The organism is Symbiobacterium turbinis, assembly GCF_055383075.1.
Genome location: NZ_AP042433.1, coordinates 3,757,964 through 3,784,915 on the forward strand (window position 1 = coordinate 3,757,964; position 26,952 = coordinate 3,784,915).

At 66.7% G+C, this 26,952-nt stretch carries 21 protein-coding genes and 1 pseudogene; 11 read left to right on the forward strand and 11 right to left on the reverse strand.

The window, feature by feature from the left end:
* The first annotated feature begins 14 nt into the window (after positions 1 to 14).
* Complete coding sequence (locus tag ACZ45O_RS18020; RefSeq protein ID WP_464854899.1) at positions 15 to 974, forward strand: response regulator; 960 nt, start codon at positions 15 to 17, stop codon at positions 972 to 974.
* Between the two features lie 50 nt (positions 975 to 1,024).
* Here ACZ45O_RS18020 and ACZ45O_RS18025 read toward each other — a convergent pair whose 3' ends face one another.
* Positions 1,025 to 2,440: an APC family permease gene (locus tag ACZ45O_RS18025; protein ID WP_464854900.1), complete on the reverse strand. Its 1,416-nt coding sequence runs from the start codon at positions 2,438 to 2,440 to the stop codon at positions 1,025 to 1,027.
* A gap of 93 nt (positions 2,441 to 2,533) precedes the next feature.
* Entirely contained in the window at positions 2,534 to 3,778 is a 1,245-nt protein-coding gene (locus ACZ45O_RS18030; protein ID WP_464854901.1) for a metal-dependent hydrolase family protein, read from the reverse strand.
* Positions 3,779 to 4,089: 311 nt separating this feature from the next.
* Between ACZ45O_RS18030 and ACZ45O_RS18035 the strand changes: the two genes are divergently transcribed.
* Complete coding sequence (locus tag ACZ45O_RS18035; RefSeq protein WP_464854902.1) at positions 4,090 to 5,271, forward strand: acetyl-CoA C-acetyltransferase; 1,182 nt, start codon at positions 4,090 to 4,092, stop codon at positions 5,269 to 5,271.
* Here the strand turns inward: ACZ45O_RS18035 and sugE are convergent.
* The 7 genes from sugE to ACZ45O_RS18070 all read right to left on the reverse strand — a co-directional run bounded on the left by sugE (position 5,266) and on the right by ACZ45O_RS18070 (position 14,074).
* A complete protein-coding gene (gene sugE, locus ACZ45O_RS18040; RefSeq protein WP_464854903.1) occupies positions 5,266 to 5,586 on the reverse strand; it encodes a quaternary ammonium compound efflux SMR transporter SugE in 321 nt (106 codons plus the stop codon). The two genes, ACZ45O_RS18035 and sugE, sit on opposite strands and share 6 nt — an antisense overlap.
* Positions 5,587 to 5,786: 200 nt before the next feature.
* Positions 5,787 to 8,813: a putative bifunctional diguanylate cyclase/phosphodiesterase gene (locus ACZ45O_RS18045; RefSeq protein ID WP_464854904.1), complete on the reverse strand. Its 3,027-nt coding sequence runs from the start codon at positions 8,811 to 8,813 to the stop codon at positions 5,787 to 5,789.
* A 37-nt stretch (positions 8,814 to 8,850) separates the two neighbouring features.
* Positions 8,851 to 9,735 (reverse strand): alpha/beta fold hydrolase, encoded by an 885-nt coding sequence (locus ACZ45O_RS18050; RefSeq protein WP_464854905.1) that lies wholly within the window; start codon positions 9,733 to 9,735, stop codon positions 8,851 to 8,853.
* A 150-nt stretch (positions 9,736 to 9,885) separates the two neighbouring features.
* Positions 9,886 to 11,175: an ammonia-forming cytochrome c nitrite reductase subunit c552 gene (locus ACZ45O_RS18055; protein WP_464854906.1), complete on the reverse strand. Its 1,290-nt coding sequence runs from the start codon at positions 11,173 to 11,175 to the stop codon at positions 9,886 to 9,888.
* Positions 11,176 to 11,199: 24 nt separating this feature from the next.
* Complete coding sequence (locus ACZ45O_RS18060; RefSeq protein ID WP_464854907.1) at positions 11,200 to 11,661, reverse strand: cytochrome c3 family protein; 462 nt, start codon at positions 11,659 to 11,661, stop codon at positions 11,200 to 11,202.
* Between the two features lie 104 nt (positions 11,662 to 11,765).
* Complete coding sequence (locus tag ACZ45O_RS18065; RefSeq protein ID WP_464854908.1) at positions 11,766 to 12,461, reverse strand: response regulator transcription factor; 696 nt, start codon at positions 12,459 to 12,461, stop codon at positions 11,766 to 11,768.
* Positions 12,452 to 14,074 carry a sensor histidine kinase gene (locus ACZ45O_RS18070; RefSeq protein ID WP_464854909.1) on the reverse strand — a complete coding sequence of 541 codons (1,623 nt, stop codon included), beginning with the start codon at positions 14,072 to 14,074 and terminating at the stop codon, positions 12,452 to 12,454. Before ACZ45O_RS18070 ends, ACZ45O_RS18065 begins: the two co-directional genes overlap by 10 nt.
* 377 nt (positions 14,075 to 14,451) lie before the next feature.
* Here ACZ45O_RS18070 and ACZ45O_RS18075 point away from each other — a divergent pair, with 377 nt between their 5' ends.
* From ACZ45O_RS18075 to ccsB, 4 genes and pseudogenes are all read left to right on the forward strand, one after another.
* Positions 14,452 to 15,213, forward strand: a complete 762-nt coding sequence (locus ACZ45O_RS18075) for a tetratricopeptide repeat protein (protein WP_464854910.1) — start codon at positions 14,452 to 14,454, stop codon at positions 15,211 to 15,213.
* A gap of 113 nt (positions 15,214 to 15,326) precedes the next feature.
* Positions 15,327 to 15,716, forward strand: a pseudogene (locus ACZ45O_RS18080) (redoxin domain-containing protein); the annotation flags it as partial.
* A gap of 40 nt (positions 15,717 to 15,756) precedes the next feature.
* Positions 15,757 to 17,172: a cytochrome c biogenesis protein ResB gene (resB, locus tag ACZ45O_RS18085; RefSeq protein WP_464854911.1), complete on the forward strand. Its 1,416-nt coding sequence runs from the start codon at positions 15,757 to 15,759 to the stop codon at positions 17,170 to 17,172.
* The gene (ccsB, locus tag ACZ45O_RS18090) at positions 17,169 to 18,368 is read left to right on the forward strand and encodes a c-type cytochrome biogenesis protein CcsB (protein WP_464854912.1); all 1,200 of its coding nucleotides are present in this window, start codon (positions 17,169 to 17,171) and stop codon (positions 18,366 to 18,368) included. Before resB ends, ccsB begins: the two co-directional genes overlap by 4 nt.
* 76 nt (positions 18,369 to 18,444) lie before the next feature.
* On the opposite strand, the gene ACZ45O_RS18095 is transcribed toward ccsB, so the two are convergent.
* Complete coding sequence (locus tag ACZ45O_RS18095; RefSeq protein ID WP_464854913.1) at positions 18,445 to 19,470, reverse strand: YeiH family protein; 1,026 nt, start codon at positions 19,468 to 19,470, stop codon at positions 18,445 to 18,447.
* A gap of 239 nt (positions 19,471 to 19,709) precedes the next feature.
* Between ACZ45O_RS18095 and pepF the strand changes: the two genes are divergently transcribed.
* On the forward strand, positions 19,710 to 21,509 hold the full coding sequence (gene pepF, locus ACZ45O_RS18100; protein WP_464857835.1) for an oligoendopeptidase F: 1,800 nt from the start codon (positions 19,710 to 19,712) through the stop codon (positions 21,507 to 21,509).
* A 62-nt stretch (positions 21,510 to 21,571) separates the two neighbouring features.
* On the opposite strand, the gene ACZ45O_RS18105 is transcribed toward pepF, so the two are convergent.
* Positions 21,572 to 21,754 (reverse strand): hypothetical protein, encoded by a 183-nt coding sequence (locus ACZ45O_RS18105; RefSeq protein ID WP_464854914.1) that lies wholly within the window; start codon positions 21,752 to 21,754, stop codon positions 21,572 to 21,574.
* 245 nt (positions 21,755 to 21,999) lie between these two features.
* On the opposite strand from ACZ45O_RS18105, the gene ACZ45O_RS18110 reads away from it, so the two are divergent.
* The 4 genes from ACZ45O_RS18110 (at position 22,000) to ACZ45O_RS18125 (ending at position 25,860) form a co-directional block, all read left to right on the forward strand.
* The gene (locus tag ACZ45O_RS18110) at positions 22,000 to 23,175 is read left to right on the forward strand and encodes an MFS transporter (RefSeq protein WP_464854915.1); all 1,176 of its coding nucleotides are present in this window, start codon (positions 22,000 to 22,002) and stop codon (positions 23,173 to 23,175) included.
* A gap of 103 nt (positions 23,176 to 23,278) precedes the next feature.
* On the forward strand, positions 23,279 to 23,773 hold the full coding sequence (locus tag ACZ45O_RS18115) for a LysM peptidoglycan-binding domain-containing protein (protein ID WP_464854916.1): 495 nt from the start codon (positions 23,279 to 23,281) through the stop codon (positions 23,771 to 23,773).
* A gap of 205 nt (positions 23,774 to 23,978) precedes the next feature.
* On the forward strand, positions 23,979 to 25,097 hold the full coding sequence (gene nirK, locus ACZ45O_RS18120; RefSeq protein WP_464854917.1) for a copper-containing nitrite reductase: 1,119 nt from the start codon (positions 23,979 to 23,981) through the stop codon (positions 25,095 to 25,097).
* Positions 25,098 to 25,185: 88 nt separating this feature from the next.
* A complete protein-coding gene (locus ACZ45O_RS18125; protein ID WP_464854918.1) occupies positions 25,186 to 25,860 on the forward strand; it encodes a tetratricopeptide repeat protein in 675 nt (224 codons plus the stop codon).
* The last annotated feature ends 1,092 nt before the right edge of the window (positions 25,861 to 26,952 follow it).

The window sequence follows — 26,952 nt, forward strand, 5'->3', positions numbered from 1 at the left end:
AGGTGGTGTGGCTCATGCCCGGAAGGAACTGTGTGCTGCTCGCGGCAGACGACGCATCCCATGCGGCGATTGTGCGGGAGGTTCTGGAACAGGCTCACTATCGCGTTCTGGTGGCCGGTGACGGGCTGCAGGCGCTGGAGATCGCTCACGCCGAAAGGCCCGACCTGCTGATTCTGGGGGTCACGCTGCCGTCTCTGAACGGCTTTGAGCTCTGCAGCCGGCTGCGCAGCGATCCTGAGCTGCGCACGCTCCCGATCATCATGCTCACCTCGTTCAACGAGCCCCCTTATCGAATCCGGGCCGAGCAGGTCGGCGTGAGCAGGTTCATGGCGGCTCCCTTTGACCGGCATGAACTGCTGACCACGGTGCGCACCCTGCTGGACCGGCGGAAGTGGCAGGCCCAGCTGGTTCCCTTTCAGGAGACCGTCCGTTGCCTGTTAATTGCCCTTCAGCATCGTGCGCCCGAGGTGTTCTCGCACTCGCAGCGCGTCGCCTGCCTGGCCGGGGACGTCGGCCGGAGCCTGCTCCTGGATGAGGAGCAGGTGCAGGAGCTGGTGCTGGGCGCGCTGTTGCACGACATTGGCAAGCTGGGGCTGACCGGGGACGGCACAGACTCCTGGGAACCCGTCTACCACGCCGTCATCGGCGCACGAATGCTGTGCAGGTTCCGTCGTCCGACGCTATGCGCCGTGGTCCGGTCTCACCACGAGCACCTCAACGGGACCGGAGGGCCGGACGGGCTTGCGGGCGAGGACCTCGCCCTGCCCGTCCGCATCGTCGCAATCTGCAACCGCTTCGATCGGCTGACCGGGGGAACGCCCGGTCGACAGAGAAAGGCCAGGGAAGGGCTGGAGGCGCTCAAGATCGAGGTGGATGCGGGCCTGTGGGACCCCCGGGTTGCGGAGCATCTGAGAGAAGTCGTCCTGCGCTCTGCACGTCTGAGCGAAGCTGTGGCCGCCGCCGGCCGCAGATGACAAGAAAAGACCAGGGCCGAGTTCCCTGGTCTTTTCTTCCGATTCGTTGGTCAGTCCGCCGCTTCCACGGTCCCCGTGGCGCGCTGGCTGGCGCGCCTGCTGACCATGAAGAGCAGGCCCAAGGCTGCCCAGACGGCCACGATGATCCACTCCTGTGTATTCAGGGCCGCCGGGCTGAACGGAAGCACGAGCAGCCCGATGATCGTTGCACAGGCCAGGATGGCCAGGACGATGCCCACCCTGCCCAGCGGCACCGTGTAGGGCCGGTGCAGATCGGGCTCGGTGTAGCGCATCTTGAGGCAGGCGCAGGAGACCATGAAACAGCCGATGATGAACCCGAGGGAGCTGATGTTGGTCAGCGGAACCAGCATGTTCGGGCCGAGGAACGGACCGGCCAGTGCGAGGATGGCCAGCAGGATGTTTGCAGCGGTTGGGGTCTTGTACCTCGGATGCAGCTCGGTGAAGACGGCCGGCAGCTGCCCCTTGCGGCCCATGGCCAGCATGATGCGGGTTGTGGCGCCGAAGAAGGAGTTCATCGGGCCGAGCGGGGAGACCATAGCCACAGCCATCATGAACTTGCCGAACAGCCCCAGCCCGACGACGCCGAGAACGGTGAGTGCAGGGATGTTATAGGTGACGAAGTCCTGCCAGGGGATGAACGAGCCGAACCCGTAAATGGCCATGACGTAGAACCCACCGGCAGCGAGCAGCGCCATCGAGATGATCACGCCGAACTTCCGCCAATCGAGCCCTTCAGCAGCCTCTTCCGCCTGCTGCGGAATGGTGTCGAACCCGGCGTAGAAGAACGGCGTCATCACCAGAACCGGGAGAACGCCCATCCACAGACTGCTGGCGTTCTCTGTGGGCGTGAACACCGGCATGATGTGCGACGGCGAGCCCTTGATGAAGGACAGGAGGATCGTGAGGCCCATGCCGCCCAGGAGCAGCTTGGTCAGGAAGCCCTGCAGCCTGGCGGCGCTGGCGGCGCCCTTGAAGTTCAGGTAGATGACGTAGACGGCGCCGAGACAGCCGACCAGAAGTGTGGGCAGGTAGATGGGCGCGCCCATGACTTCGTAGAGCTTGACCGTCTTCAGGAAGGGCATCAGCTCGCCGGCCAGGTTGGCAATGGCGATGCTCTCCCACGGCACGATGATGGCGTTGCCCAGGGCCAGGAACCAGGCCGTCACGAACGAGGCAGTGCGGCCAAAGGTACGGTCAACGTACTCTACGGTGCCGCCGGAGATCGGAATGGCGGCGGTCAGCTCACCGAACACGGCGCCGACGGGTAGCAGAAAAACGGCGCCGATGACGAAGGCAATTGCAGCGGGGATCGGGCCCCCGCCAAGCTTCATCCAGTCGCCGACCAGCAGGATCCAGCCCGTGCCGATGATGGCGCCAAAGCCGATGGTGAAGAAGTTCCACAGGCTGAGTGACTTGACCATCCCGGTGTCGGTCTTTGCAGACATTCAGTCAGAACCCCCAATCGTGACGAGTATCAGGAGGGGGACAGGGGGACCACGGCCCGGTAGGCGTGGTCCCCCTTCCACGTCAGCCGCGACTTACTCACCGCGCACGAAGGTGCCTTCCTTCATGATCACGTCCATCTTCTCAACCGAGAAGCTGGCGATGTCTTCGAGCGGGTTCAGGTCGACGACCAGCAGGTCGGCGAACTTGCCCTTCTCCAGGGTGCCGGTGATATCGTCGATCTTCAGCATCTCGGCGCCGTTCTTGGTGGCCGCCATGATAGCCTCCATCGGCGTCAGGCCGGACTTCCACAGCGTGATCATCTCGCTGATGGCGTACTTCCCGTAAGGCGTGAGGCTGGAGCAGAACGAGTCGGAGCCCACCGTGATGCGGACGCCCATCCTGTTGGCGTGCTGCAGGTTGCTGACGATGCGGTTCAGCTCCTTCTCGGCCGTGGTCTCGCCCGGGTAGTTATCCAGGATCGGCCGATAGGGCGGCTCATAGACCGTGAACCACTCATAGAAGAACTGCATGGTGGCGCAGTAGGTGATGTCCTTCTCCTTCATGATCTCGAGGGTCTCGTCGTTGAGTTCCTGGCCGTGGATGATCGCGGAAACGCCGGCCTTGGCGGAATAGTAAGCGCCCTCGTAGCCCTCGGCGTGCGACCAGACGGGCAGACCGACCATGTTACACTCGTCGACCACAGCCTGGATCTCTTCGAAGCTGTAGTGCAGGTCGGCCTTCTTGTCATGCCGCCAGATGCCGCCGCCGGTGGACCAGATCTTGATGGCGTCGGGGTTGTCGTCGCGGATGCGGCGGCGGATGGCCTTGCGCAGATCCCACGGCCCGTCAACCCGCTCGGCCCACGGATGGCTGGCGTTGTTGTACTCCAGCGGCAGCATGTGGGAGTCGCCGTGTCCGGCGGTGCGGCAGAAGCCGAGGCCGGTGGTGACCACGCGCGGCCCGGGGATGACGCCGGCGTTGATCATGTCGCGGATATAGGGGCCGAAGCGGGAGATCTCGCCGACGGAGGTGAGACCGTGCTCGAGGGCCTCGCGGGCCTGCTGGACGGCCACAACGGCCTTCTGATACAAGGGCTCCAGGACCCAGTCGCTGTCGTTGTCCGTCAGGTTGCCCGAGAAGTGCAGGTGGGTGTCGATCAGGCCGGGCATGATCGTTTTCCCGGTGATGTCGTAGACCTTGTAGTCGCCACCGACATCGATCTTGCGTCCGGCGTACTCAATCTTCTTGTCTTCGACGAGGACGACCGAGTTCGCCACAGGATCCTTACCGGTACCGTCGATCAGGAGGCCGCCGACAAATGCGATCTTCTTTGCCACTGACTTTCCTCCTCAACAGTGATGAACTTATGGATCGATCGGGTCCAGCCTCAACGTAACACCGCGCCGGTCTGACTCGGAATTGGACTGGCGGTGGAAATTTCGGCTTCTGCGAGGAGGTGGTGGGCCAAGAGACGCAAAAAGACCGCCCGAAGGCGGTGTGGCACTGGACTATAGCTGAGGGTCTTAGGACGGTCGCGGCGACGACGGGCCTCGGCCGTCTCAAGGCGAAAAAGGGATCCCCGCGGCACTGTAGAACTAAAGGAAACTGTCAGATGGGCACGACTTGAAACTGCAGGGGAGGGGTTCGTGTGGAAGAGGTCGTGATTCTCGGCGGCGCCAGAACGCCCTTCGGAAGCTTCGGCGGGTCGCTGAAGGATGTCTCTGCGGTGGACCTGGGGGTGGCCGCCGCCCGGGCCGCGCTGGAGCGCACCGGGGTGCCCGCCGCCGCCGTGGACGAAGTCGTGGTGGGCAACGTGATTCACACGGGCAAGGACGCGCCGTACCTCGCCCGCCACATCGCCCTGTACGCAGGCGTTCCCGTGGAGACTCCCGCCCTGACGGTGAATCGGCTGTGCGGGTCGGGCCTTCAGGCGGCGATCTCGGCCGCCCACACCATCCGGGCCGGCGAGGCCAGCGTGGCGCTGGTGGGCGGGGCCGAGTCCATGAGCCAGGCGCCTTACGTGCTGCGCAACCGGTTCGGTTCCGGCATCGGCACGCCCGAACTGGGCGATGCCCTCTGGGAGACGTTGACGGACACCTACTGTGGCTGCGGCATGGCGATCACCGCGGAGAACATCGCCGAGCGGTACGGCGTCAGCCGCGAGGCGCAGGACCGGTACGCGCTGCTCTCGCAGCAGCGGGCGGCTGCGGCGGCAGAGCGGCTGGCGGAGGAGATCGTGCCGGTGGACCTGCCGCGGAGGCGCGGCGAACCTGCCCGGCTGGAGCGGGATGAGCACCCCCGGCCGGACACGACGTACGAGGCCCTGGCCCGCCTGCCCGCGCGCTTCAAGCAGGGTGGCACCGTCACGGCCGGCAACGCGAGCGGCATTAACGACGGCGCGGCCATGCTGGTGCTGGCGGCGGGCAGCCGCGCGGAAGCCGAGGGCTGGCGCCCGCTGGGCCGGCTGGTGAGCTGGGCGGTCGCCGGCGTCGATCCGCACTACATGGGCATGGGACCGGTGCCCGCCAGCCGGAAGGCCCTGGAGCGGGCGGGGCTCACGCTCTCGGACCTCGACCTGGTGGAGGTGAACGAGGCCTTCGCCGCCCAGCACCTGGCCGTCGAACAGGAGCTGGGCCTGGACCGGGAACGCACCAACGTGAACGGCGGCGCCATCGCGCTGGGCCACCCCGTGGGGGCCAGCGGCGCGCGGCTGCTCCTCACCCTGGTGCTGGAGCTGCGCCGCAGGGGAGGCCGCTTCGGGCTGGCCACGCTCTGCATCGGCGGGGGCCAGGGCATCGCTGCCGTCGTCGAGGCCTTCCCGGTGTCATGAGCGTGCGGTCAGCTTCAGGCCGACGATGCCGGCGAAGATGAGGAAGATGCAGAGCAGCCGCAGCGGGTCCCGGGGCTCGCCCAGGAGGACGATGCCCACCAGCGTGGAGCCCAGGGCGCCGATGCCGGTCCACACCCCATACGCCGTGCCCAGCGGAAGCGTCCTCATGGCCTGGCTGAGCAGGACCACGCTGCCCGCCATGAACGCCAGCGTCGCCACCGACGGCCAGAGCCGGGTGAAACCCTCAGAGTATTTCATGGCGGCCGCCCAGGCCACTTCCATTACACCCGCCACCACCAGGTAGACCCAAGCCATTACCACCCATCCTCCATCTCCAAGTCGTCTTGCGCACGCAGCTGTGTCCGGCCCTGAACGGGGCAAACGAAAAGCCCGGGAGAATCACGCAGGTGATTCCTCCCGGGCTGTGTCGCGCCTTCTACGCAGCCTGCCTGCGTGCCGGCAGTATTGTAACCTGACCGGAGCTTCCGGACAAGGGCGCGGGAGCGCCGGCGCACCTACTCCGGCAGGGGGCCCGGCCGGCCCACGTGGAAGCCCTGGGCGGCATCCACCCCGCATTCCCGCAGCATGCTCAGGGTGCGGTCGCTGCTGACGTATTCGGCGACGGTCTCGATTCCCAGCCCGCGGGCCATGGTCACCATGGCCTTCACCAGGTTCTGGTCCACAGGGTTTTCGGGCAGCTGCTCGATGAAGCCCCCGTCGATCTTGAGGGTCCGCACGGGCAGGCGTTTCAGATAGAGGAGCGACGAGAAGCCGGCCCCGAAATCGTCCAGCGCGAAGTCGCAGCCGAGGTCGGACAGGGCCGAGATGCAGGACGCCGCCTGCTCCAGATCGCTTACCGCGGCAGACTCGGTGACCTCGAACCGCAGGGACCCGGGCCGGATCTGGTATCTGTCGATCAGCCCGCGCACGAAGGGTACCAGCCCGGAGTCCGCGAGGGCCTGTCCGGAGAGGTTGACCGACAGGGCGATCTGCCGGCCTCTGGCCTGCTCGCGGGCGATGGTCTCGGCGGCCCGGCGGATGACCCAGCGGTCGATTTCGGGCATGAGGCCTGCCGACTCTGCTGCCGGCAGGAACTCGCCGGGCAGAATGAGCCGCCCGTCGGGCCCCACCATTCTGAGCAGGGCCTCGTACTGGGTGACCTCGTTCCGGCGGAGATCCAGGATGGGCTGAAACAGCAGCGTAAAGCGGTCCTCCGAGAGGGCTGCGCGGATGCGGCGCTCCCAGGCGCCCTGCTGCTCGTGCCCGCCCGCCGGATCGACGGGGGAGTAGATGCGGTAGCGGTCGCCCCCGCTGTTCTTGGCCCGGTACATCGCGTGGTCCGCGTGACGCATCAGCGACTCCGCCGTGCGGCCGTGGTCCGGGTAGAGGGCGATGCCGATCGAGACGGTTGCGGCCGCCGGGCACTCGTGGACGGACGCGATCTGGGAGCGGACCGCGGCCAGCAGATCCTGCGCCAGGGTCTCGGCCTCCGCCGCGTCAACGCCTGGCACCAGCACGCCGAACTCGTCCCCGCCCAGGCGGGCGATCGAGCCGCGGCCCCCCAGTGTGGTGGTCATCAACTGGGCCAGAGAGCGCAGCAGGTTGTCGCCGGCCAGGTGGCCCAGGGTGTCGTTGACGAACTTGAAGTCGTCGAAGTCCAGGAAGAGGAGGGCGCCGCGGGGCGTCGCAGGATCGGCCAGGGCGGCCTCCAGCAGGCGGTGGAAGAAGCGCCGGTTGGCCAGGTTGGTCAGGGGGTCATGGTGGGCCAGGCGCCGCAGCTGTTCCTCGGCCTGCCGGCGGCCGGTCACATCCATGACCTGCGCCACATAATACCGCGGGGCGCCGTGCGGGTCCCGGACCAGGGCCACGCTGACGGAGACCCACAGGGTCTTGCCGTCACGGTGGAGGCACCGCTCCTCCAGTGTGCAGTTTCCCATCTCTCCGTCCCGCACGGCGTGCAGGAGCGATTCCTGGACCTGCGCGTCGTCGGGATGGGTAATCTGCCCAAAGCTGACGCCGGTCAGTTCACCGGGGTTGTAGCCCAGCATGGTATGCAGGGCCGGGTTGGCCCGCATGATCACCAGGTTCAGATCCACCAGGGCGACGCCGATCGGCGCGTGTTCAAACGCGGTGCGGAACCGCCCCTCGCTCTCCACCAGTTCGTCCCGCTGCGCACTGAGCGCCATCGCCTGCTCGACCAGCATGCGATGCTGCCGGAGCAGCTCATCCTGCTGCGCCGCCAGGGTCTCACGCTGGGCGGCGAGCTCCTCGTTGGCCTCCTGCAGCTCGTGGTTCTTGCGGGCCAGGTCCCGGGAGGCCGCGGCCAGCTGGTAGAAGAGAGACCGGTGCGCCGTTGCGGCGTGCACCCACGCGGCGCCGATCATGGCCAGAAGCAGCAAGCCCGTCACGTAAAACAGCAGGGGGCGCGGCGACGCCTCCGGAAGCAGCAGGTGGGCCAGAATCAAGGTGGTGAGAACGGCCCCCAGCATGGCGTAGCCGCCCCGTCGCCCGCCGGTCACCGCGGCGACCATGGGAATGCCTGGCAAGATCGGCAGAAGTGCAGGGGCGATCGCCGACCGCAACATGAGGCTGATGGCGATGCCCAGGAGGAACAGGAGCATGTTGAGCCTGACCTGCGAGCTGAGCCCCAGCGAGCGTCCCCAGTAGGAGAGCAGCTGGCCGCCGCCGATCAGCAGCACGAAGAGGGCGGCGTTGGGCAGCGCGGCCTTCGCCTCGTCGCCGAGCAGCGCGGCGATGCTGACCACCAGCAGGACGAGAAGCCAGCAGACGCTCTCGGTGTGGGTCAGGGTCTGGGTGGCCCATTGTTCGCCCGGGTCTTCGTCCGCAGCATGTCCGCCCTCTTTCCCGGCGGCCGAGCGTGACGCACCGCGCAGCAGGGTGCCTGCGCCCAGGGCCGCCCACAGCAGCACGCCGGTCCACGCCCCGGAAAGCCAGAAGGTGTACACCATCATCGCCGGCAGGACTGCGCCGAACCGGTCGGCCCACGGCCGCAGGCCCGGCGAGAGCCGCTGCCGCATGAGGAGGAGGGTGCCGCTCAGGAGGCCCAGCGCGCCCAGCGCGGGCAGGATGGGGCGGATCGGGTCGAAGGCCGGGGAGGCCAGGACGCCCGGCGCCGCGAGCAGGAACAGTCCGACGGCGGCCTGAATGGCGCCCAGCGCGAGCGGGAAGGGTTCGGCCACCTCTGTCCATCCGATGACGATGAGGCTGACGGCCAGCAGGGCATAGGCGACGGCGCCGGTCAGACCGCCGGACTGCAGGATCACCCAGGCCAGCACGGCGAGGGGGAGGGCGGCCAGCACCAGCAGCCACCGCAGCACCGCGCGGCGCGGGGAGTAGCGCAGGGCGAGGCTGAGCAGGATTCCACCGGTCAGCAGCGCGGTAGCCATGCGAGCGGTCACCGGGGCCAGCGGCGCGTAGAGCACGGACGGGAACTCTTCTGGGAACGCGAAGAGGCAGACGCCCGTCGCGACCTGAATGAAGATGATGACCATGAAGAGCCGCGCGCTGCCGATGGGTGACATCAGGAGTCCCCCCTGGTCAATTTATGCCAGAACCTTTCTAGCTATCGATCGGCAACTCCTTCCCCCAGATACTCATCCAGCGCACGGCATCTGCCATTGCCCGCTCTGAGCGATAGAGGAAGTGGCCTTCCTCCAGGTAGACGCGCCGCTCCACCGGACCCGGGAAAGCGGCACGCAGCAGTTCGGATTCCAGGGGGGGAACCACGCCGTCGGCTGCGCCGTGCAGCAGCAGCACGGGCACCGCAACCTGCCGGGCGGCGGCTGCGGGATCAAACTCGCTCACGGCCAGGAAGCGGCGCAGATTGGTGACGATGCGCCGGCCACCGATGTCGGTCTCCGCGACGCTCTCTCCGGCCGCAATGCGATCGCGCACGGCCTGCACCTGCGCCTGCCACTGGCGGATGCGGAGCTGGACAACCCGCTCCGACAGGCCCCGGCTGGCGGCGAGGCGGCGCACCTGTTCGCTGTACCTGGCCTCGGCTGTGCGCGCGCCTGCGGCCAGCAGGATCAGCCCCTGCACCTTGCCCTCGGCGGCGAGGCGCAGGGCGAAGCCGGCGGCGTCCGCCCAGGCCACCGCGGCCACGCACCTGACCTCGGGCTGGAGCGCCAGCATCTCGGTTGCTGCCACGGCGTCGTCGTAGAGGTCATCCCAGTCGGCATCCTGGTACAGCCCCGTGGACTCGCCGCTGCCCCGCTGGTCGTAGCAGAGGCAGCCCAGGCCGACCGCGCCGAAGGCCTCGGCCCAGCGGAGCGGCCAGTTCTTCGTGCCACCCTGCCCCGTGCGCTCCAGGGGCAGCGGGTCGGGTCCGCCGATGACGACGGCTGCAGGCACCGGCGAGTCGCCGCTGGCGCCTTCCGGCAGGACGAGGGTTCCGGCGAGAGTGTGGGTGTCCGACGCGATGGAAACGGGATAGGTGTGCACGGCAGGTTCGCTCCTCTGTCGCAAAAACTCGCCACCGATTGTATCACATTTTTGCCGGGAGCCGATGGGTTGGCGGATCCCTTCATTAATATATAGAGACCCCGACTGCGCCGCGGCGGCGCAGTCGGGGCTATGGATGTCAGGGCAGGCTTACTTCATCGCGCGCGTGACCACCAGCTCGGCCTGGCGGGCCAGGTCGATGGAGTCCGCGATGGTTTCAAGGAACTTCTGCGGGTTGTGGAAGCCGAAGGAGTTCTCGGCTGACGCCAGATCCCAGTAGAACTGGGCCTCGCGGTGCAGGGCACGGGCCTCGTTGATGATCTCCTCGTCCACACCGGCGGCGATGGCCTTCTCGATCGCCAGAATGGCGTCCTGGTTCGCCATGCCGGCCCGGTCCAGGGCCTCCTTCACGCGGTCCTGCGTGTGCAGAACCCGCTGGCCCATCTCTTCCTGGCTCTCCCTGTGGCACTGCGCACAGGACTGCTCGAAGGTGCGGAAGGGGGAGGTGAGCCAGTGCGAGGAGATCTTGGTGTTCCCCTGCGTCATGTACGGCATGTGGCAGTCGGCGCAGGAGAGGCCGGCCCGCTGGTGGGCGCTGCCCTGGAACATTTCGTACTCGGGGTGCTGAGCCTTCAGCATGCCGCCGCCGGTCTGGGGGTGCACCCAGTCGGAGAAGCCGATCTCCTCGTAGTAGGCGTACATGTCTTCCGGCTCAAAGCCCTTGTCCCACGGGAAGTAGACCCGGTTGGCGTCGTTGGGGTTGAAGAAGTACTCCACGTGGCACTGGGCGCAGACGAGGGACCGCATCTCCTGGCGGGTGGCCTTCTCCACGGGCCGGCCGATCCGCTCCATGGCTTCGACCAGCGCCGGGCGGGTGATGCGCAGCTCCATCGTCTGCGGATCATGACAGTCGGAACAGGAGACAGGATGCTTGAAGAGTTCGGTGTTGTTGTCGGCCAGGAGCTTCGTGTTGTAGAAGGCATCGCCCATCTGCTCGATCAGCTGGGGCGTCTGGGCCGACTTGCAGTACATACAGGTGAGGTTGGTGTTTTCGTTGATGCGCTGGGTGGGCTCGGTTCCGTTGCCGCCGATCACGTCATCCAGCACGTACATGTGGCCGCGGGCCTCGTTGTACTCCTTCGAGAACCCGTAGCCCGCCCAGAGCGTGCGCATGTAGGGGAACTGGTCGAGGCGGCTGTGCTTCTTCGGCGTGGAGCCGTACTTCAGCGCCGGCGGGTTCAGCTCGGCGTTGCGGGCCCAGGAATCGTAGTGCGCGGGATACAGCAGCTTGAAGGCCTCCGGATCGGTTTCGTCCGGCGAGATCGTAATGGCGGGACCCTCGACGGCCTCGCTCTTGTTGGAGACGAAGGTGAACGCACCCACGCCCACCAGGATGACCGCCAGGGCAGCCCCGATGGCGATGGTCCACTTGCGGTTCATGATTCGCGCTGCCTCCTATCCTGATCAATTACGGAGTGGGAGACCGTGCGTGGTCTCACGGTGACACTCGAAGCACATGAGTCCATCGGTCGGGTGGTCGGCCAGGGAGGTCTCGCGCAGCCATCCGGCGTGGCATTCGATGCACTGGGCCTGGATGATCTCGCGCGAAGACTGGGTGGTCATGATCACATCGGGGGTCGAGTTGGTCAGAAACACGGCCGCGTGGCGTGTGGCGGCCTTGACCTCCTCGATCGGTTTGGCGAAGAAGCCTGAGGGAATGTGGCATTCCACGCACGCGAGGTCGCGGTGGACCCCCCGTTCGAGGGAGAGCGCCTGATCGGTCATGACATGGCAGGTTCCGCACGCCGCAGGCGAACCGATCGTCTGGCCGATGGCCGGCACCTGCAGGGCGAACGCCAGGATCAGGAACGCGCCCCCCAGGGCGCCGAGGGCGATGAGGGCCCCCTTGCCCCATCTGTTCAGCATTGCATCACCTCCTTTCCCCTCACTTTCAGCGTAGCAGCGATTGATTACACGGGGCTTACACGGTTCTTGGGTTTTGATGAATCGCAAGAAAGCGGCGGGCGCTGCTAGTCAGCGCCCGCCGGATCGAACTTGTAGCCGATTCCCCATACCGTCTTGATCCACCTGGGCTCGGCCGGATTCTCCTCGACCTTCTCCCGCAGCCGGCGTATGCAGACGGTGACGGTGGACTGATCGGTGGGTGCATCGCCGTGCCACACACGGGCCAGCAGCGACTCCCGGGTGAAGGGGTGGCCCGGGTGGCTGGCCATGAGCCAGAGCAGGTCGAACTCCTTCGGGGTGAGTTCCGGAGTCCGGTCGCCCACGCGCACCGTGCGGGTGCTCTTGTTGATCTCCAGGGGGCCGAACCGCAGGGTGCGGCTCTCGGGCAGCGTGGGTAGCCGGCGCAAGATGGCGTGCACACGCAGCACCAGCTCGTTCAGGTCGAAGGGCTTGGTCACGTAGTCGTCGGCGCCCAGGCGGAAGCCCACCACCTTGTCGACGCTGTCGCCCTTGGCGGTGAGGAGCAGGATCGGCACCGCCGACGCGGCGCGGATGCGCCCGCAGACCGCAAAGCCGTCCAGCTTCGGCATCATGACGTCGAGAATGACCAGGTCCGGGTGCTGCGACAGGGCGAGATCCAGGGCCTCCTGGCCGTCGCTGGCCCCGATGACCTCGAAGCCCTCGGCCGTAAGCGCGTGTTCCAGGACCTTCAGCGTCTTCGGGTCGTCGTCGGCCACCAGAATACGGCGGGCTACGGACACTGCGGTTCACCTCCGTGAACGGGTATGGTGAAGTGGAACGTGGAGCCGCATCCCGGTTCGCTCTCCACCCAGATCCGGCCCCCGTGCAGCTCCACCAGGAGCTTCGCCAGGGCGAGCCCCAGCCCCGATCCCCCTGTGCGCTCATGGGCGGAGCCCCGCCGGAAGAGCTGGAAGATCACTTCCTGGTCCTCGACCGGGATGCCGGGGCCGTTGTCGCGGACCGACACCTGCACGAAGCCCTCGCAGGCCTCGGCCTGCAGGGTGACCTGGCCGCCGACCTGGGTGAACTTGATCGCGTTGCTGAGCAGGTTCAGCAGGATCTGCAGCACCCGCAGATCGTCCGCCGCCACCAGCGGCAGGTCGGCGGGAATGGCGCAGGCGACGGCGATCTCCCGCTCCCGGGCCAGAGGCCGCACGACGGCGCAGGCCTCCCGCGCCGCCTCGCTCAGGTCGACGGCGGCGATCGAAAGTCGCATCTGGCCCGCTTGCAGGCGCGACGCGTCCAGCAGGTCATTCACCAACTGGAGGAGCCGCTGCGCGCTTTCGAGGATGTCGGTGAGGTGATCGCGCTGACTCGGGGTGAGGGGCTCGCCCCCGGGGCTGAGGAGGAGCTGGGTGAAGCCGATGATCGACGTCAGCGGCGTGCGGAACTCATGGGTCATCGCGGAGTAGAACTCCGTCTGGCTCCGGTGCAGCTCCTCCAGGTCGGCGTGCGCCTCCTTCAGTTGGCGGGTGCGCTCCTCCACCTTCTGCTCCAGGTTCCGGTAGAGCGCCTGCAGTTCGTCTGACATGGCCTTGATGGCATCGACCAGGGGCGCAGTCTCCAGGTGGGCCCTGAGGTCGCGCACCTCCTCCTCGGGCACCTCCCACCTGCCCTGCCCGATGCGCCGGGTGACCCCGGCCAGGGCGGCGAGGGGGCGGGCCACCAGTTGGTGGTTCAGGAAGCCGATGAGGGCCAGCGAGAGCCCGGTCACCAGGGCGATGCCCGTCGCGCGGCTGCGGATGGCCTGGGTGAGCCGGGCTTCGAACCGCTCGGTGGGGATGGAGATCGACAGCGCGCCGGCCAGCTCTCCCACGACCAGCCCTTCTCTGGGGTAGCCGGCGATGTCCAGCACTCCCGCCGGGGGACCGTGGCACGGCAGGCACGACGGCTCCATCTTCAGGGGGACCATGTAGCGGAAGATCCGTTCGCCGCCTTCCTCGGTGTAGCCGACGATCTCCGCGAGGCCCGGGTCGCTGGCAAAGCGGCGCAGGGCATCCACCTCAAACGGGTCGGGCTGGTTCTCGGCGCTGCGCACTTCGAGCCGGGTCTGCTTGTACTGGTAATCCGACATCTCGGCGAAGATCTTGCCGACGCCGCGGCCGACGGCCGCGGGGTTGAGGTACTTGAACTCGAAATGGCCCTCGCTGTCCCAGTTGATCCGGTCCTGATTGCGGGCGATGTACTCCCGCATCGCGATCAGCTGGGTCGCGACCATGCGCGCCTGCTCCCGCAGGTCCTCTTCCGCCAGGGCCCGCTGGTGCCGGATGTCATGGCCCAGGTTGAGGCCCAGCACGATGACGAGCACGGCCGTGACACCGATCATGAACTTGGTCGCGATGCTGGTGTGCATGGGCTCACCTCCAGAGAGCAGTGGCACCCATGTTCCATGATAAAGTCCTTACAGATGTTTGCCTATGAAGCGGCGTGCCCCCTTTCGGTCGCAAAAAGGGCCTATTTTCGTGCTGAGTAATTCGTACCATTAACTATTTTGCGAGGCAACGCGGCGCCTTTATGGAAGGAGTTGTCCGGCGCGGCACGCCGCGCGGCGGCCGGGCGGGTCGTCCCGGGCAGGTGGTTGCCGCCGACTATAGGCATTTCGTCACAGTGCGAATCGACGGACGGCCTATCCTCCGAATCCGTCCCTGGATCCATAGCCCTTCATTGTCTGAACCTGTTAACGTTGTCGATAGCGGATGAACCACTGTTCGAGTCAGAGGAGGTTTGCCGATGCCAACCTGTCCCTCCTGCGGCCACGAAACCGCCGGCCGGTACTGCGACCTGTGCGGCGGCCGGACGGCGGACCCGCGCAAGGACTCCCGGCCCAGGGGCCAGCCCCGAGCGGCCGGACTCAGTGGCGGCCCTGTCAGGGCCCCGGGCCTGGGCAGACGCCCGGCCTATGTGACCGCCCTGGCGCTGTGCGCCCTGCTGCTTTTCGGCTCCGGCCTGGTCAGCGGCGCCTGGCTCGCGCGGAGCGCCGCGGTGACAGGCACCGGCCTCTACCCGACTCCGGGGATTGACCAGGCCGCCATCGAGGCCATGACCCCCCTGGCCCAGGCCAACTTCTTCCTGGAGACCGGCGTGAGCCTGCTCAACCAGGGCCACCGGTCAGCGGCGGTGAGCGAGTTCCGCAAGGCCATCACCGCCTTCAACACGGTGCTGCGCGCCGAGCCGGAGAACCTCTTCGCGGGGACCTACCTGGGCCTCAGCTACTACTACGCCGGCGACGCGGAGAAGGCGGAGGAAACCCTGCTCGCCGTGCTCGAACAGGACCCCAGCTACCTGTGGGCGATCTTCAACCTGGCCTGGGTGTACGAGGTGGAGGGGGAGACGGACGCCGCGGTGGCCATGTACCAGCGCTACCTCGAGGCGGCCCCCGCGGAGCGGGAGCACACGCTGAAGTACGCCGAGCAGCCGGAGCTCATCGACAAGCAGATTGGGGCGGCCCACGAGGCGATCGCCCGGCTGAGCGGGGGAGGGGATGAAGGGTGACGCGCTATCCCAGGTATAAGCGAGTGACCTCGGCCATCACGCTCGCGCTCGCGGCGGTCTGGTTGGGCTACCTTCTGCTCTGGCCCAACACGAACGCCACCGCATCGGGCGGGGTGCCTGTCGGCGGCGCCGCGCCCGATTTCGAGCTGAAGACGGTCACCGGCGAGTCGTACCGCCTTTCTGACCTGAAGGGGAAGGCGGTGCTGCTCAACTTCTTCGCTACCTGGTGCCGCTACTGTGAGGAAGAGATGCCGGTGCTGGAGGAGGCCCACCGGCTCTACGCGGACCAGGGCCTCGTGGTGCTGGGCATCGACCTGGACGAGACCGACCTGGCCATCACCGCGTTCCAGGAGGAGCTGGAGCTCACGTTCCCCATCCTCGTCGACCGGGGCAGCAACGTGGCCCGGCTGTACCAGATCGTGCCGCTGCCGACCACGTACTTCATCGACCGGGACGGCGTGGTGCGTGGCAAGTGGACGGGGGCCATCACGCGGGACCAGCTGCGTGAAGCGCTGGAGCTGCATTCTGTAGGAGGGGTGGACCGTGGACGAGCAGGGCGTGAAGCCGCAGAAGGATCTGCTGGACCGGACCTGGGATTTCTTCGCCTCGGTGCGGGTGGCCACGGTGCTGCTCTTCCTGCTGGCCGTCGCCTCCATCGGCGGGACGCTGATCGAGCAGGAAGGCATGTACGCCTCCAGTCTGCCTCCCGAGGAGTTCTACCCGCAGCGCTATGGCCCCGTGTTCGGCATGCTCCTGCTGCGTACGGGGATGACCCACGCGTACTCATCCTGGTGGTACCTGACGCTGCTCTTCATGATCGCCGCGTCGCTGGTGATCTGCTCCATTGAGCGGTTCGTGCCGCTGTGGCGGGCCGTGCAGCGGCCGAACCCGGCGCCGGACAAGGAGTTCGTCCGCCGGCTGAGACACGGCTTCACGTTCCCGGCGACGGGCGATGCGCCGTACGGGGAGCTGGCGGCGGCGCTGAAGGCCAGGCGTTACCTGGTGATCGAGCAGGAAGGCCGCCTGTACGCCGACAAGGGCCGCTTGGGCCGCTGGGGGCCGTACATCACGCACATCGGGCTCCTGCTGGTGCTGATCGGCGCGGGGATGCGCGCCCTGCCCGGGGTCTACCTGGAGCAGTTCATCTGGGTGCGGGACGGCGAGATCGTCAAGGTTCCGGGCAGCGACTTCTACGTGGAGAGCCTCGGCTTCGAGGTGGAGTACTACGAAACCGGCCAGCCCAAGAGCTACATGACTCACACCCGGGTGATCGACGCGAACGGCAACGCGGTCAAGACCGAGACCATCGCAATGAACGAGCCGCTGGCTCACAACAGGGTGGAGCTCTACCAGTCCTCGTACTACGCCGACTACGGCCAGGCGGAGATCGCGCTGGTGGACAGGCAGAGCGGGGCAGAGATCGACCGCTTCACGCTGGACCTCATCCAGCCGGACCGGGTGTATACCGTGGGCGGCTACCGGCTGGAACTGGTGTCCTATTTCCCCGACTTCGGCATCGACGAGGACGGCCAGCCCGCCACCCGCTCCAGCAGGGTCCACAACCCGGGGCTGGTGCTGCAGGTGACGCCGCCCGACGCCGACCCGTTCACCACGTGGTTCTTCCCGCTCTACCCCGGCGTGGAGTTCGATGACACGACCCCGGTCAGGTTCGTGACACAGGACGTCACGACGGTCTACACCTCGGGGCTGCAGGTGAAGAAGGACCTGGGGCTGCCGGTCATCTACATCGGCCTGCTCGTCATGACCGTGGGCGTATTTGCCACGTTCTACATCGCACACCGCCGCTACTGGGCCTTCACCGAGGACGGGCAGGTGGTCGTGGGCGGCTGGACCAACCGCAACCAGGGCTCCTTCGAACGGGAGACCCTGCAGATTGCCCACCACCTGGACCCTGAGCGATACGCATTGGCCGACGAAATGGAGGGAGAAGAGCGATGATCCAGGTGTCAAGCTACCTGTTCCTGGGAGCGTTTGTCGCCTACCTGGCGTCGGCGGTTCTCTACGTGACGCGCCTCACGCTGCGCCGCCGCGACCCCCGTTACTTCGACCTGGCCGACCGCCTGGGCAGCCACGGGTACAAGGCGGCCGTCGCCGGCGTGATTCTGCAGGGGCTGGCAATCGCCGCTCGCTGGATCGGCTCGGGACAGGTGCCCCTGGCCAACATGTTTGAGTACATGTCCTTCATGGGCTGGTCCATCATGCTGTTCTTCGTGATCCTCTCGGCCTGGTACAAGCTGCCGGGGCTGGGCGCCTTCGTGGCCCCTGTGGGCGTGGTGGTCATCGCCTACGCCTCGGTGTTTCCCACCGAGGTCAGGCCGCTGGTGCCCGTGCTGCAGTCGGTCTGGCTGCCGCTGCACGTCTCGTTCGCGGCCCTGGGCGAGGGCGCCTTCGCCGTCTCGTTCGGCGCGGCGTTGATGTACCTCCTCCGGGTGCGCAAGGAGCAGACGAACCAGTGGGAGGAGGCAGCCCTGGAGTTCACCTTCTTCTGCGGGGCCATCCTCACGGGCTTCATCGTTCTGGCCCTGGGCTTCAAGATCGGCGGCTACAGCGCCGAGGTGACCAACCTGGCCGGCGGGGTGACGGTGCTGGAGTACACCCTGCCACCCTTCATCGGCCCCGTGGGCTCCGTCAGGGGCGAGGCGACGTTCCTCGGGCTGCAGCTGCCGCTGGTGCACGCGCCGACCTGGATGCGCGGGGCGTACGCGGCCAAGAATCTGAACACCCTGCTGCTCTCCACCGTCGCCGGCACCATCCTGTACGGCCTGATTCGGCTCACCGCCCGTGTACCGCTGCGCGAGCTGGGCACCCGTGCCGTCGGCAACATGAACCCGAAGCTGCTGGATGAGGTTTCGTACCGGGGCATTGCGGTGGGTTTCCCGCTCTTTACCCTGGGCGCGCTGGTCTTTGCGATGATCTGGGCACAGAAGGCCTGGGGCCGCTACTGGGCGTGGGATCCGAAGGAGACCTGGGCCCTGATCACCTGGCTCTTCTACTCCGGCTACCTGCACATGCGCATCGTGCGGGGCTGGGAGGGGCGCCCCGCCGCATGGGTGGCCGCACTGGGGTTCGTCATCGTGATGTTCACGCTGGTGGGCGTGAACCTGCTGGTTTCCGGGATGCACTCATACGTCTGAGCGGACAGACGCAAAAGGGCGGTCCCGCCGCACTCGGCGGGACCGCCTCAGTTTTGGCCTGCCATGACGGGCCAGCCTAGAGCTGTCCCGTCATCGACTGCACCACCAGGCTGGTGCTGGCCACCACGGCCCAGAGCAGGAAGCCGAGCAGCAGCGGCTTGAACCCTGTGCGGGCCATCTGGCGGAAGTCCGCGGACAGGCCCACGGCGGTCAGGGCGACCACGATCAGGAACTTGGCAGCGAAGGTGGCCAGCTCCACCACGGGCGCGGGCAGCGCCCCGACGGTGTTCAGCAGGGCGGCCACCAGGAACCACACGATGAACCAGGGAATCAGCTTGCCCACGCTGACCTGTGCGCCGCTGCCGCCCTCCCGGCGCCGCCTGTTTGCCCGCAGCGCGGCCAGGGTGAGCGCGATGGGCACGATGAGCGTGGTGCGGGTCAGCTTGACCACGGTCGCGTACGTGCCGGCCTCCTGCCCGTACAGGTAGCCGGCGGCGACGACCGAGGATGTATCGTTGACGGCCGTGCCGGCCCAGAGGCCGAAGGCCGACTGGCTCAGGTCGAGCAGGTGGCCAAGCGGGGGGAAGAGGAGCACGGCCGCGACGTTGAACAGAAAGATCGTGGAGATCGCATAGGCCACTTCCTGGTCCTCCGCCTCGATGACCGGGGCGACCGCCGCGATGGCCGAACCGCCGCAGATGGCCGTGCCCACGCCGATGAGCGTCGTGAGATTGCCGGGGATTCCCATGGCCCGGCCCAGCAGGTATGCGGCGAGCAGGCAGGCCGCCAGCGTGCTGAGCATGACCGCCAGCGAGCTGACGCCGGTCGTGACGATCTGGCTGAGGCTCAGCCCCGCGCCCAGCAGGATGACGGAGGCCTGCAGAATCTGCTTGGAGCTGAACCGGATGCCCGGCCGGAACTGGTCGCCGATGCGGCCGGTCGCCTGCAGCAGCATCCCCAGGAGGACGCCGAACACAGCCCCGCCGATCAGCGGGAAGCGGTCGCCCAGCAGCCACGCGACGGTGGCGACGCAGAACGTGAGAATGAGGCCGGGCCAGCGACTGGCCGCGGCCCTGGATCGGGGTTGCGCGTCAGTGGTCAAGAGGTGTGCACTCCTTTGTGTGAATTAAAAGTTACATTGGTTAAACCATCACATCTCTTATCATAACGTTAGTTCATGCCGTAAGCCAGTCCGCCGGATGGACAGGATGCGGGCTGCGCCTTTCGGCGCAGGCGCGCGCAACGATCGGTTTCTGCGGCAGGGGTGCAGGTAGGATGAAGGGCGACGTGGTAGAATAGACCTTTGGGAAAGGTCAATCTGCCGGGAGGGACGGGTTGTCAGTGAAGCTGAAGAAGCGGCACGAGGTGCCAGACGAGCACAAGTGGGACCTGGATTCGGTTTACGACACAGTCGAAGCCTGGGAGAAGGACTACGCGAGAGTCGAGGCGATGATCCCCCAGCTGACCGCGTATCAGGGGCGGCTCGGGGAGTCGGCCGGTACGCTGCTCCGGGCCCTGCAGGCGCGCGATGAGATCTCCAAGCTGCTGGAGCAGGTGGTGGTCTACGCCCGGATGAAGGAGGACGAGGACACCACCAACTCCACCTATCAGGCCCTGTCGGGGAGGAGCATGTCGCTCTACTCCAGGGTGGCCGCCGCCGGGGCGTTCCTCACGCCGGAGATCCTGGCCATCCCGAGCGAGACGATTCGGGCCTGGATGGACCAGGAGCCGGGCCTGGCCGCCTACCGGCACGAACTGGAGGACACCCTTCGGGAGAAGGAGCACGTCCGCTCGCCGGAGGTGGAGGAGCTCCTGGCCCAGGTGGGCGAGGTGGGGGCCGCGTCGCAGGACATCTTCGGCAAGCTGAACCACGCCGATCTGAAGTTCCCAAGCATCAAGGACGAGCAGGGCAACGAAGTGGAGCTCACCCACGGCCGCTACCTGCGCTTCATGGAGAGCCCGGTGCGCGAGGTGAGGAAGCAGGCGTTTGAGGCGCTCTACACCACCTACAACAAGTTCCGCAACACCCTGGCGGCCACGTACGCCAACTCGGTGAAGAAGGACGTTTTCTACGCCAGGGCGCGGCGCTACCCCTCGGCCCGGGCCGCGGCCCTGTCCGCCACCAACGTCCCCGAGAGCGTCTACGACAACCTCATCGCGACGGTGCACAAGAACCTGCCGTCGCTGCACCGCTACATGCAGCTGCGCCGGCGGATGCTGGGGCTCGACGAGCTGCACATGTACGACGTGTACACCCCGATGGTGCCGGACGTCGACAAGAAGGTCCCCTACGAGGAGGCCGTCGACACGATCCTGAAGGCCCTCGCGCCGCTGGGTGAGGAGTACTGCGAGGTGGCGCGCCGGGGCATGACCGAGGATCGGTGGGTGGACATCTACGAGAACGAGGGCAAGCGCTCGGGGGCCTACTCCTTCGGCGCCTATACCACCAAGCCGTTCATCCTGATGAACTACCAGGACAACCTGGACTCCATGTTCACCCTGGCGCACGAGCTGGGCCACTCCATGCACTCCTACTTCAGCCGCAAGCACCAGCCTTACCACTACGCCGGGTACACCATCTTCGTCGCCGAGGTGGCCTCCACGTTCAACGAGGCCCTGCTCACCGACTACCTGCTGAAGAGCACCGACGACCCGAAGCTGAAGATGTACCTGATCAACCACCAGCTCGAGTCGTTCCGCACCACCCTGTACCGCCAGACGATGTTTGCCGAGTTTGAGCACATCACCCACCAGCGGGTGGAAGGCGGCCAGGCGCTGACGGCGGATGTGCTGGACGAGATCTACTACGATCTCAACAAGCGGTACTACGGCACCGAGGGCATGGTGGTCGACGACCTCATCGCGATCGAGTGGGCCCGCATCCCGCACTTCTACTCGGCTTTCTACGTGTATCAGTACGCGACGGGCATCTCCGCCGCGGCCTCCCTGAGCCACCAGGTGCTGACGGAGGGTCAGCCGGCGGTCGAACGCTATCTCACCTTCCTGAAGAGCGGTTCCTCCGATTACTCCACGAACCTGTTGAAGGAGGCCGGCGTCGACATGACGTCGCCCGAGCCTGTTCAGCAGGCCCTGGATGTGTTCGCGCGGCTCCTGGACGAGATGGAGCGGCTGGCCGGCTGAGGCATGACAGCGCAAGCCCCCGCTGCAGCCACTGCAGCGGGGGCTTTTGCCAGGGCGATTCCTCAGCGGGCGGGCCCAACGTCCTCTTCGAGGCGCTCCTCAGCCCGGATCTTGGCCAGGACGATCTGCAGCCGTTCCTCCGGGCTGGACACCCGCCACTGGTCGACGAGCCAGTCGAGCTCCCGGCTAATCGTATTGGGCGAATGTTGAGGCCTTATCGGCCGTTGTCTGATCGGGCGTCTCATGCTGCGGTGTCCTCCTTCCCGTCCGCGATCCAACCACTTCGATGATATCACAAATGGCAGGCAATATTGTATAGGTCGATAAGTCTAGAGTTTAACGACCGGAAGTACTATATACCCTAGATATAATAGGACTGGGGAGGGGGCCGACTGGGCTCTTCCTGCCTGGTCAGGGCAGGATCGCGACGCCCGCGGGGCGAACCTGAGGGACATCAGACAGGCGCGTTGCGCAGAGAAGGAGCGAGAGCGTGATCAAGCGTCGAACGCTGGCACATGTGCTGGTCTGGACCAGCTTTTACGATCAACTGGCCTGGTCGCCCATTCTGGCATGGCTCGCGGTGGGTTTCGGCGCACCCGAGGCGGTGGCCTGGGCGGCCACGGCGTACAGCGTGGCGAACCTGGTGGGCAACGTCATGTTCGGCTTGCTGGCCGACAAGGTGGACCGCATGGCCGTGGCCGGGGCAGGGCTCCTGGCCATGGTGGTGACGGGGCTGGCCCACCTGGTTCCCGATTCCACCGCGGGGCTGGTCGGGGTGCGCGCCCTGCACGGCCTGGCCATCGCCGGGGTGGCGCCGGCCGCCATGGCGACGGTGTCCGACGGCCTTCCCCGCAGCCAGCGCGGCGCGGCCATGGCCCGGATGGGCCTCGTGATCGCCGTCGCCTCCATGCTGGCCTCCGCGGTCAGCGGCCGGCTGCTCACCAGCCTCGGCGCGGCCGCCAGCGTGTTCACACTGGTGGGCCTGGTGGGCACGGTGGGGCTCTTCACCTTCCTGGTCCGGCCCCGGCTGGAGCCCGCACCCGCCCGCGGCGCATCCGAGGCCCAGGGTGAGCCGGCCCCCGGGCGCATCAACATGGTCGGCATGGGCGCCGCCGCCCTGGTGGCGTACGCCTTGATGTTCCTGCAGAACGTGCTGTTCTATGCCTATCCGCTGAAGGGGCACGACATGGGCATGTCCTCCGCGACCATCGGCATGACGCTATCTGCGTTTGGCCTCGGCGCGGTCATCGCCTTCGTTCCGCCGCTGTCGCGGGCGGCGGACCGGTGGGGGCGGCACCAGCCCATCTTCGTGGGCATGGCCCTCGCCGGCGCGGGTCATCTCGGCCTGTCCTACGGCACCGGTCCCCTGGCCTTCGCCGCCTGGCTCTTCATCTACGGGCTGGGCTTCGGACTGGTTTTCCCGGCGGTGTCGGCACTGAACGCCGACGCGGCCGGCGCCGGGCGCCGCGGCGTGGCGTTCGGGCTCCTCAGCGCGGCCTTCTCGCTGGGCTCGATCTCGGGCCCGCCGGTCACCCAGGCCCTGGCCGGTCTCGCCTCGCCGTTTGCCGTGGCCGGGTGGCTCGGCCTGGCGACGTCGGGATTCGTCACGCTGTGGTACTACCTGGCCGTGCGCCCCGCCCAGGAGGCGGCGCGGCAGAGCGCTTGACCGCTTTCCTGCGGAATTCAGCAAATTTGATGTTTAGTTCATGGTTTGCGTGGAAATACTCTCACTGAAGCCCAAGAATGGGCTGGCAGAGAGGAGGGAAACCATGCAGACCATGCCATCCAAGACCCGGACGTCGCTGGTGATCGGCGGGGTGGCGGCGCTGGTCCTGATCATCAGCCTCGCGCTCGTGGCCCTGAATCAGCGTGCGCAGACCCCGGCCGAGAGCACCAACCCGCTGGAGCAGCTGGCGGAGCCCGAGAACGGGACGCCGCTGACCGGCGCCCCGGCGTCCGATCCGACGGTCGCCGCGAATCCGACTGAGGCCGGGGCCGCTCCGATGGAAGGGGATGAGGCCGCGATCGGGGCCGGGGCCGAAGACGGAAGCGCCCCCGCCATGACGACCCTCGAAGCCGTCCCCGCCGTCCACATCGTGCAGCCGAACGAAACCCTCTACGAGATCAGCCAGAAGTACTACAACACCCACATTTACGCCGGAGACATTGAAGCGCTGAATGGGTTGGAGGATCCGGATCAGATCTTCGCGGGGATGGAGCTGAAGCTCCCCCAGCCCTCAGAGCTCGCCGGGTATGACCGGTAAGCGGCAGGAGGCAGGTCGCTCGCGGACCTGCCTCCGGTTTTTTCGCGCCTGCGTGCCCCCATGCGCCCTCCTGTGATCCAGGTCACGGATAGAGAAGCTGTGTGAAACTTACAATAGCGACGAGCATCAAAGGATATCCCGCACATGGCGACACCACACACCGATATGGCTGCTGCTGCCGTCAGAGGCGGGGAGGAGGTAACGCATGGGAAAGCGATTCGCCGCATGGATTGCCGGCGCCGTCGCGGCGCTTGCGCTGGCAGTCGGCCTTGCAGCATGGATTTCGGGTCAGAACCGTAATGAAGAGATAGAGGACCTCGCGTGGGAGGTGGAGAACCTCGCCCGCACGGTGCGCCCGCAGAAGGAGTTCGGGACCCCGCGGACAGACGCTGCCGACATCCGGCACAGCCCGGCCGACCTGCCCGGCCCCATCGAGAGGCGCGGGCCCGAACGCGTGAAGGTGGAACTGGAGACGGTGGAACTGGACGGCGTGCTGGCTGACGGTACCACGTACACCTACTGGACGTTCAACGGCACTGTGCCCGGGCCGTTCATCCGGGTGCGGGTCGGCGACACCGTCGAACTGACCTTGAAGAACGCCGAGGACTCGGGCAACATCCACTCCATCGACCTGCACGCCGTGACGGGTCCCGGCGGCGGCGCGATGTCGACGCAGGTGGCCCCGGGGGAGAGGAAGACCTTCACCTTCAAGGCCATGAACCCCGGCCTCTACATTTACCACTGCGCGTCGCCGCACATCCCCACGCACATCGCCCAGGGCATGTACGGCCTGATTCTGGTGGAGCCCGAGGAGGGGCTGCCGCCGGTCGACCGGGAGTTTTACGTGATGCAGGGCGAGGTGTACGCGGCCGGCCGCCACACCGACGGCGGGCACCAGCCCTTCGAAGGCGACCTCATGTTCAGGGAGCAGCCCAACTACGTGGTCTTCAACGGCGCCTTCCAGGCGCTCACGGGTGATCAGCGGATGACCGCCCGGGTCGGCGAGCGCATCCGGCTCTTCGTCGGCAACGCCGGGCCCAACCTGGCCTCGTCGCTGCACGTGATCGGCGAGATCTTTGACGTGGTCTACGTGGAGGGCGGGACCGACGTCATCCACAACATCGGCGCCACCCTGATCCCCGCCGGCGGGGCCGTCATCGTGGAGTTCACCGCGGAGGTTCCCGGCCGGTACCAGCTGCTCGACCACTCCATCTCCCGGGCGGTCGACAAGGGCGCCATCGCGTTCATCGATGTGTACGGCGATGTCGATCCGGAGATCTTCCACGACCCCGCCGGGCATCCGATGCCCGAAGATGAGGGCTGAGCGCCCGAGGGCCAGGCAGGTATCGATCAGGGGCCGTCGAATCCGTGGTAGGTGAGGTTCATCCAATGAGGAAGGGGCGGACCCCGCGGTGAAGACATTCGGCCTCTGGCTGGCGATCTGGTACCTGCTCCGCAACCCGCTCGGTCAGCTGCTCCTGCTGCTGCTCGTGCTCGTGTACCTGGACAACCGCTACTTCGGCATCGGCGCACGGCTCATGGCCCTGATTCACCACCGCCGGCGCATCGCCAGCCTGCGCTACACCGTGCAGGTGAATCCGTCCGACGTGCGGGCCATGGTGGAGCTGGGCGAGCACTACCTGCGTAGCGGACGTTACCCGCAGGCTGCCGAGTACCTGCAGCGGGCGCTGGAGCGCGGCGAGGACAGCGCGCGGGCGCACTACCTGCTGGGCGCGGCCCGGGTGAAGCTGGGGCAGCACGAGGAGGGGCGGGGCCTGCTGGAGAAGGCCCTGGCCCTGCAGCCCAACGTCGCGTATGGCGAGCCCTATCTCTTCCTGATCGAGGAGGCGGCCGCGCAGCGGGATGACGGGCAGATCGAGGAACTCGTCTCTGCGCTGGAGCAGTTCGAGAGCGTCGAGATCCTCACCCGGGCGGGCCACCTGTGCCGGGCAAGCGGTCACACGGCGCTTGCGCGGAGGCTGTTCGCCGAGGCGATCACCAATTACCAGTACATCCCCGCCAAGATGCGGCGGCGGGAGCGGCGCTGGCTCTGGCGGGCCAGGCTCGGGCAGATGCAGACGCGATAGCGCGCTCCGCCTGTGCCCTCGCCCTCTCCGCTCGCAGCGGGGCTTGGCGTTGACGGGAATCGGCCGCACTGATCGCAGTGCGGCCGATTCCCGTTTTTCTGCCGATCCATGCCTGATGTGTCCCCAGCATTTTCCGACGTGGCAGCCCAGGGATTGGGAGCCGCAGATTTTTCGCTTGCGCCTCCCAGGCAAAGCGGTAAAGTTGCGGTTCCCATCCGAGAAGACGAGCCGTGAAGCCGCAGCTCCCTGCCTCGTGGGGCCTTACGTCAACCTGGAGGCCATGTTATGTCATCATGGCCTCATCGACGGCGGCGATCCTGCAGCGCGACCGTCCGCGAACCCACCGCAGCGATCTCGGAGCCGCAAGTTTTTCGCTTGCGCCTCCCAGGCAAAGCGGTAAAGTTGCGGTTCCCATCCGAGAAGACGAGTCGTGAAGCCACAGTTCCCTGCCTCGTGGGGCATTACGTCAACCTGGAGGCCATGTTATGTCATCATGGCCTCATCGACGGCGGCGATCCTGCAGCGCGACCGTCCGCGAACCCACCGCAGCGATCTCGGAGCCGCAAGTTTTTCGCTTGCGCCTCCCAGGCAAAGCGGTAAAGTTGCGGTTCCCATCCGAGAAGACGAGTCGTGAAGCCGCAGTTCCCTGCCTCGTGGGGCATTACGTCAACCTGGAGGCCATGTTATGTCACCATCGCCTCGTCGACGGCGGCGATCCTGCAGCGCGACCGTCCGCGAACCCACCGCAGCGATCTCGGAGCCGCAAGTTTTTCGCTTGCGCCTCCCAGGCAAAGCGGTAAAGTTGCGGTTCCCATCCGAGAAGACGAGTCGTGAAGCCGCAGTTCCCTGCCTCGTGGGGCATTACGTCAACCTGGAGGCCATGTTATGTCACCATCGCCTCGTCGACGGCGGCGATCCTGCAGCGCGACCGTCCGCGAACCCACCGCAGCGATCTCGGAGCCGCAAGTTTTTCGCTTGCGCCTCCCAGGCAAAGCGAAAAAGTTGCGGTTCCCAGTCGAGAAGGCGAGCCGCGAAGCCGCGGCCGCCTTCCTCACAGGCCATTTCGTCAACATGGAGGGCATGACCCGATTC

Bases quoted from the DNA above. Each gene is read 5' to 3' on its own strand.
- ACZ45O_RS18020 (WP_464854899.1), top strand. From the start codon at position 15: ATGCCCGGAAGGAACTGTGTGCTGCTCGCGGCAGACGACGCATCCCAT.
- ACZ45O_RS18025 (WP_464854900.1), bottom strand. From the start codon at position 2,440: ATGTCTGCAAAGACCGACACCGGGATGGTCAAGTCACTCAGCCTGTGG.
- sugE (WP_464854903.1), bottom strand. From the start codon at position 5,586: ATGGCTTGGGTCTACCTGGTGGTGGCGGGTGTAATGGAAGTGGCCTGG.
- ACZ45O_RS18045 (WP_464854904.1), bottom strand. From the start codon at position 8,813: ATGTCACCCATCGGCAGCGCGCGGCTCTTCATGGTCATCATCTTCATT.
- ACZ45O_RS18055 (WP_464854906.1), bottom strand. From the start codon at position 11,175: ATGAACCGCAAGTGGACCATCGCCATCGGGGCTGCCCTGGCGGTCATC.
- ACZ45O_RS18060 (WP_464854907.1), bottom strand. From the start codon at position 11,661: ATGCTGAACAGATGGGGCAAGGGGGCCCTCATCGCCCTCGGCGCCCTG.
- ACZ45O_RS18070 (WP_464854909.1), bottom strand. From the start codon at position 14,074: ATGCACACCAGCATCGCGACCAAGTTCATGATCGGTGTCACGGCCGTG.
- ACZ45O_RS18075 (WP_464854910.1), top strand. From the start codon at position 14,452: ATGCCAACCTGTCCCTCCTGCGGCCACGAAACCGCCGGCCGGTACTGC.
- ccsB (WP_464854912.1), top strand. From the start codon at position 17,169: ATGATCCAGGTGTCAAGCTACCTGTTCCTGGGAGCGTTTGTCGCCTAC.
- ACZ45O_RS18105 (WP_464854914.1), bottom strand. From the start codon at position 21,754: ATGAGACGCCCGATCAGACAACGGCCGATAAGGCCTCAACATTCGCCC.
- ACZ45O_RS18115 (WP_464854916.1), top strand. From the start codon at position 23,279: ATGCAGACCATGCCATCCAAGACCCGGACGTCGCTGGTGATCGGCGGG.
- nirK (WP_464854917.1), top strand. From the start codon at position 23,979: ATGGGAAAGCGATTCGCCGCATGGATTGCCGGCGCCGTCGCGGCGCTT.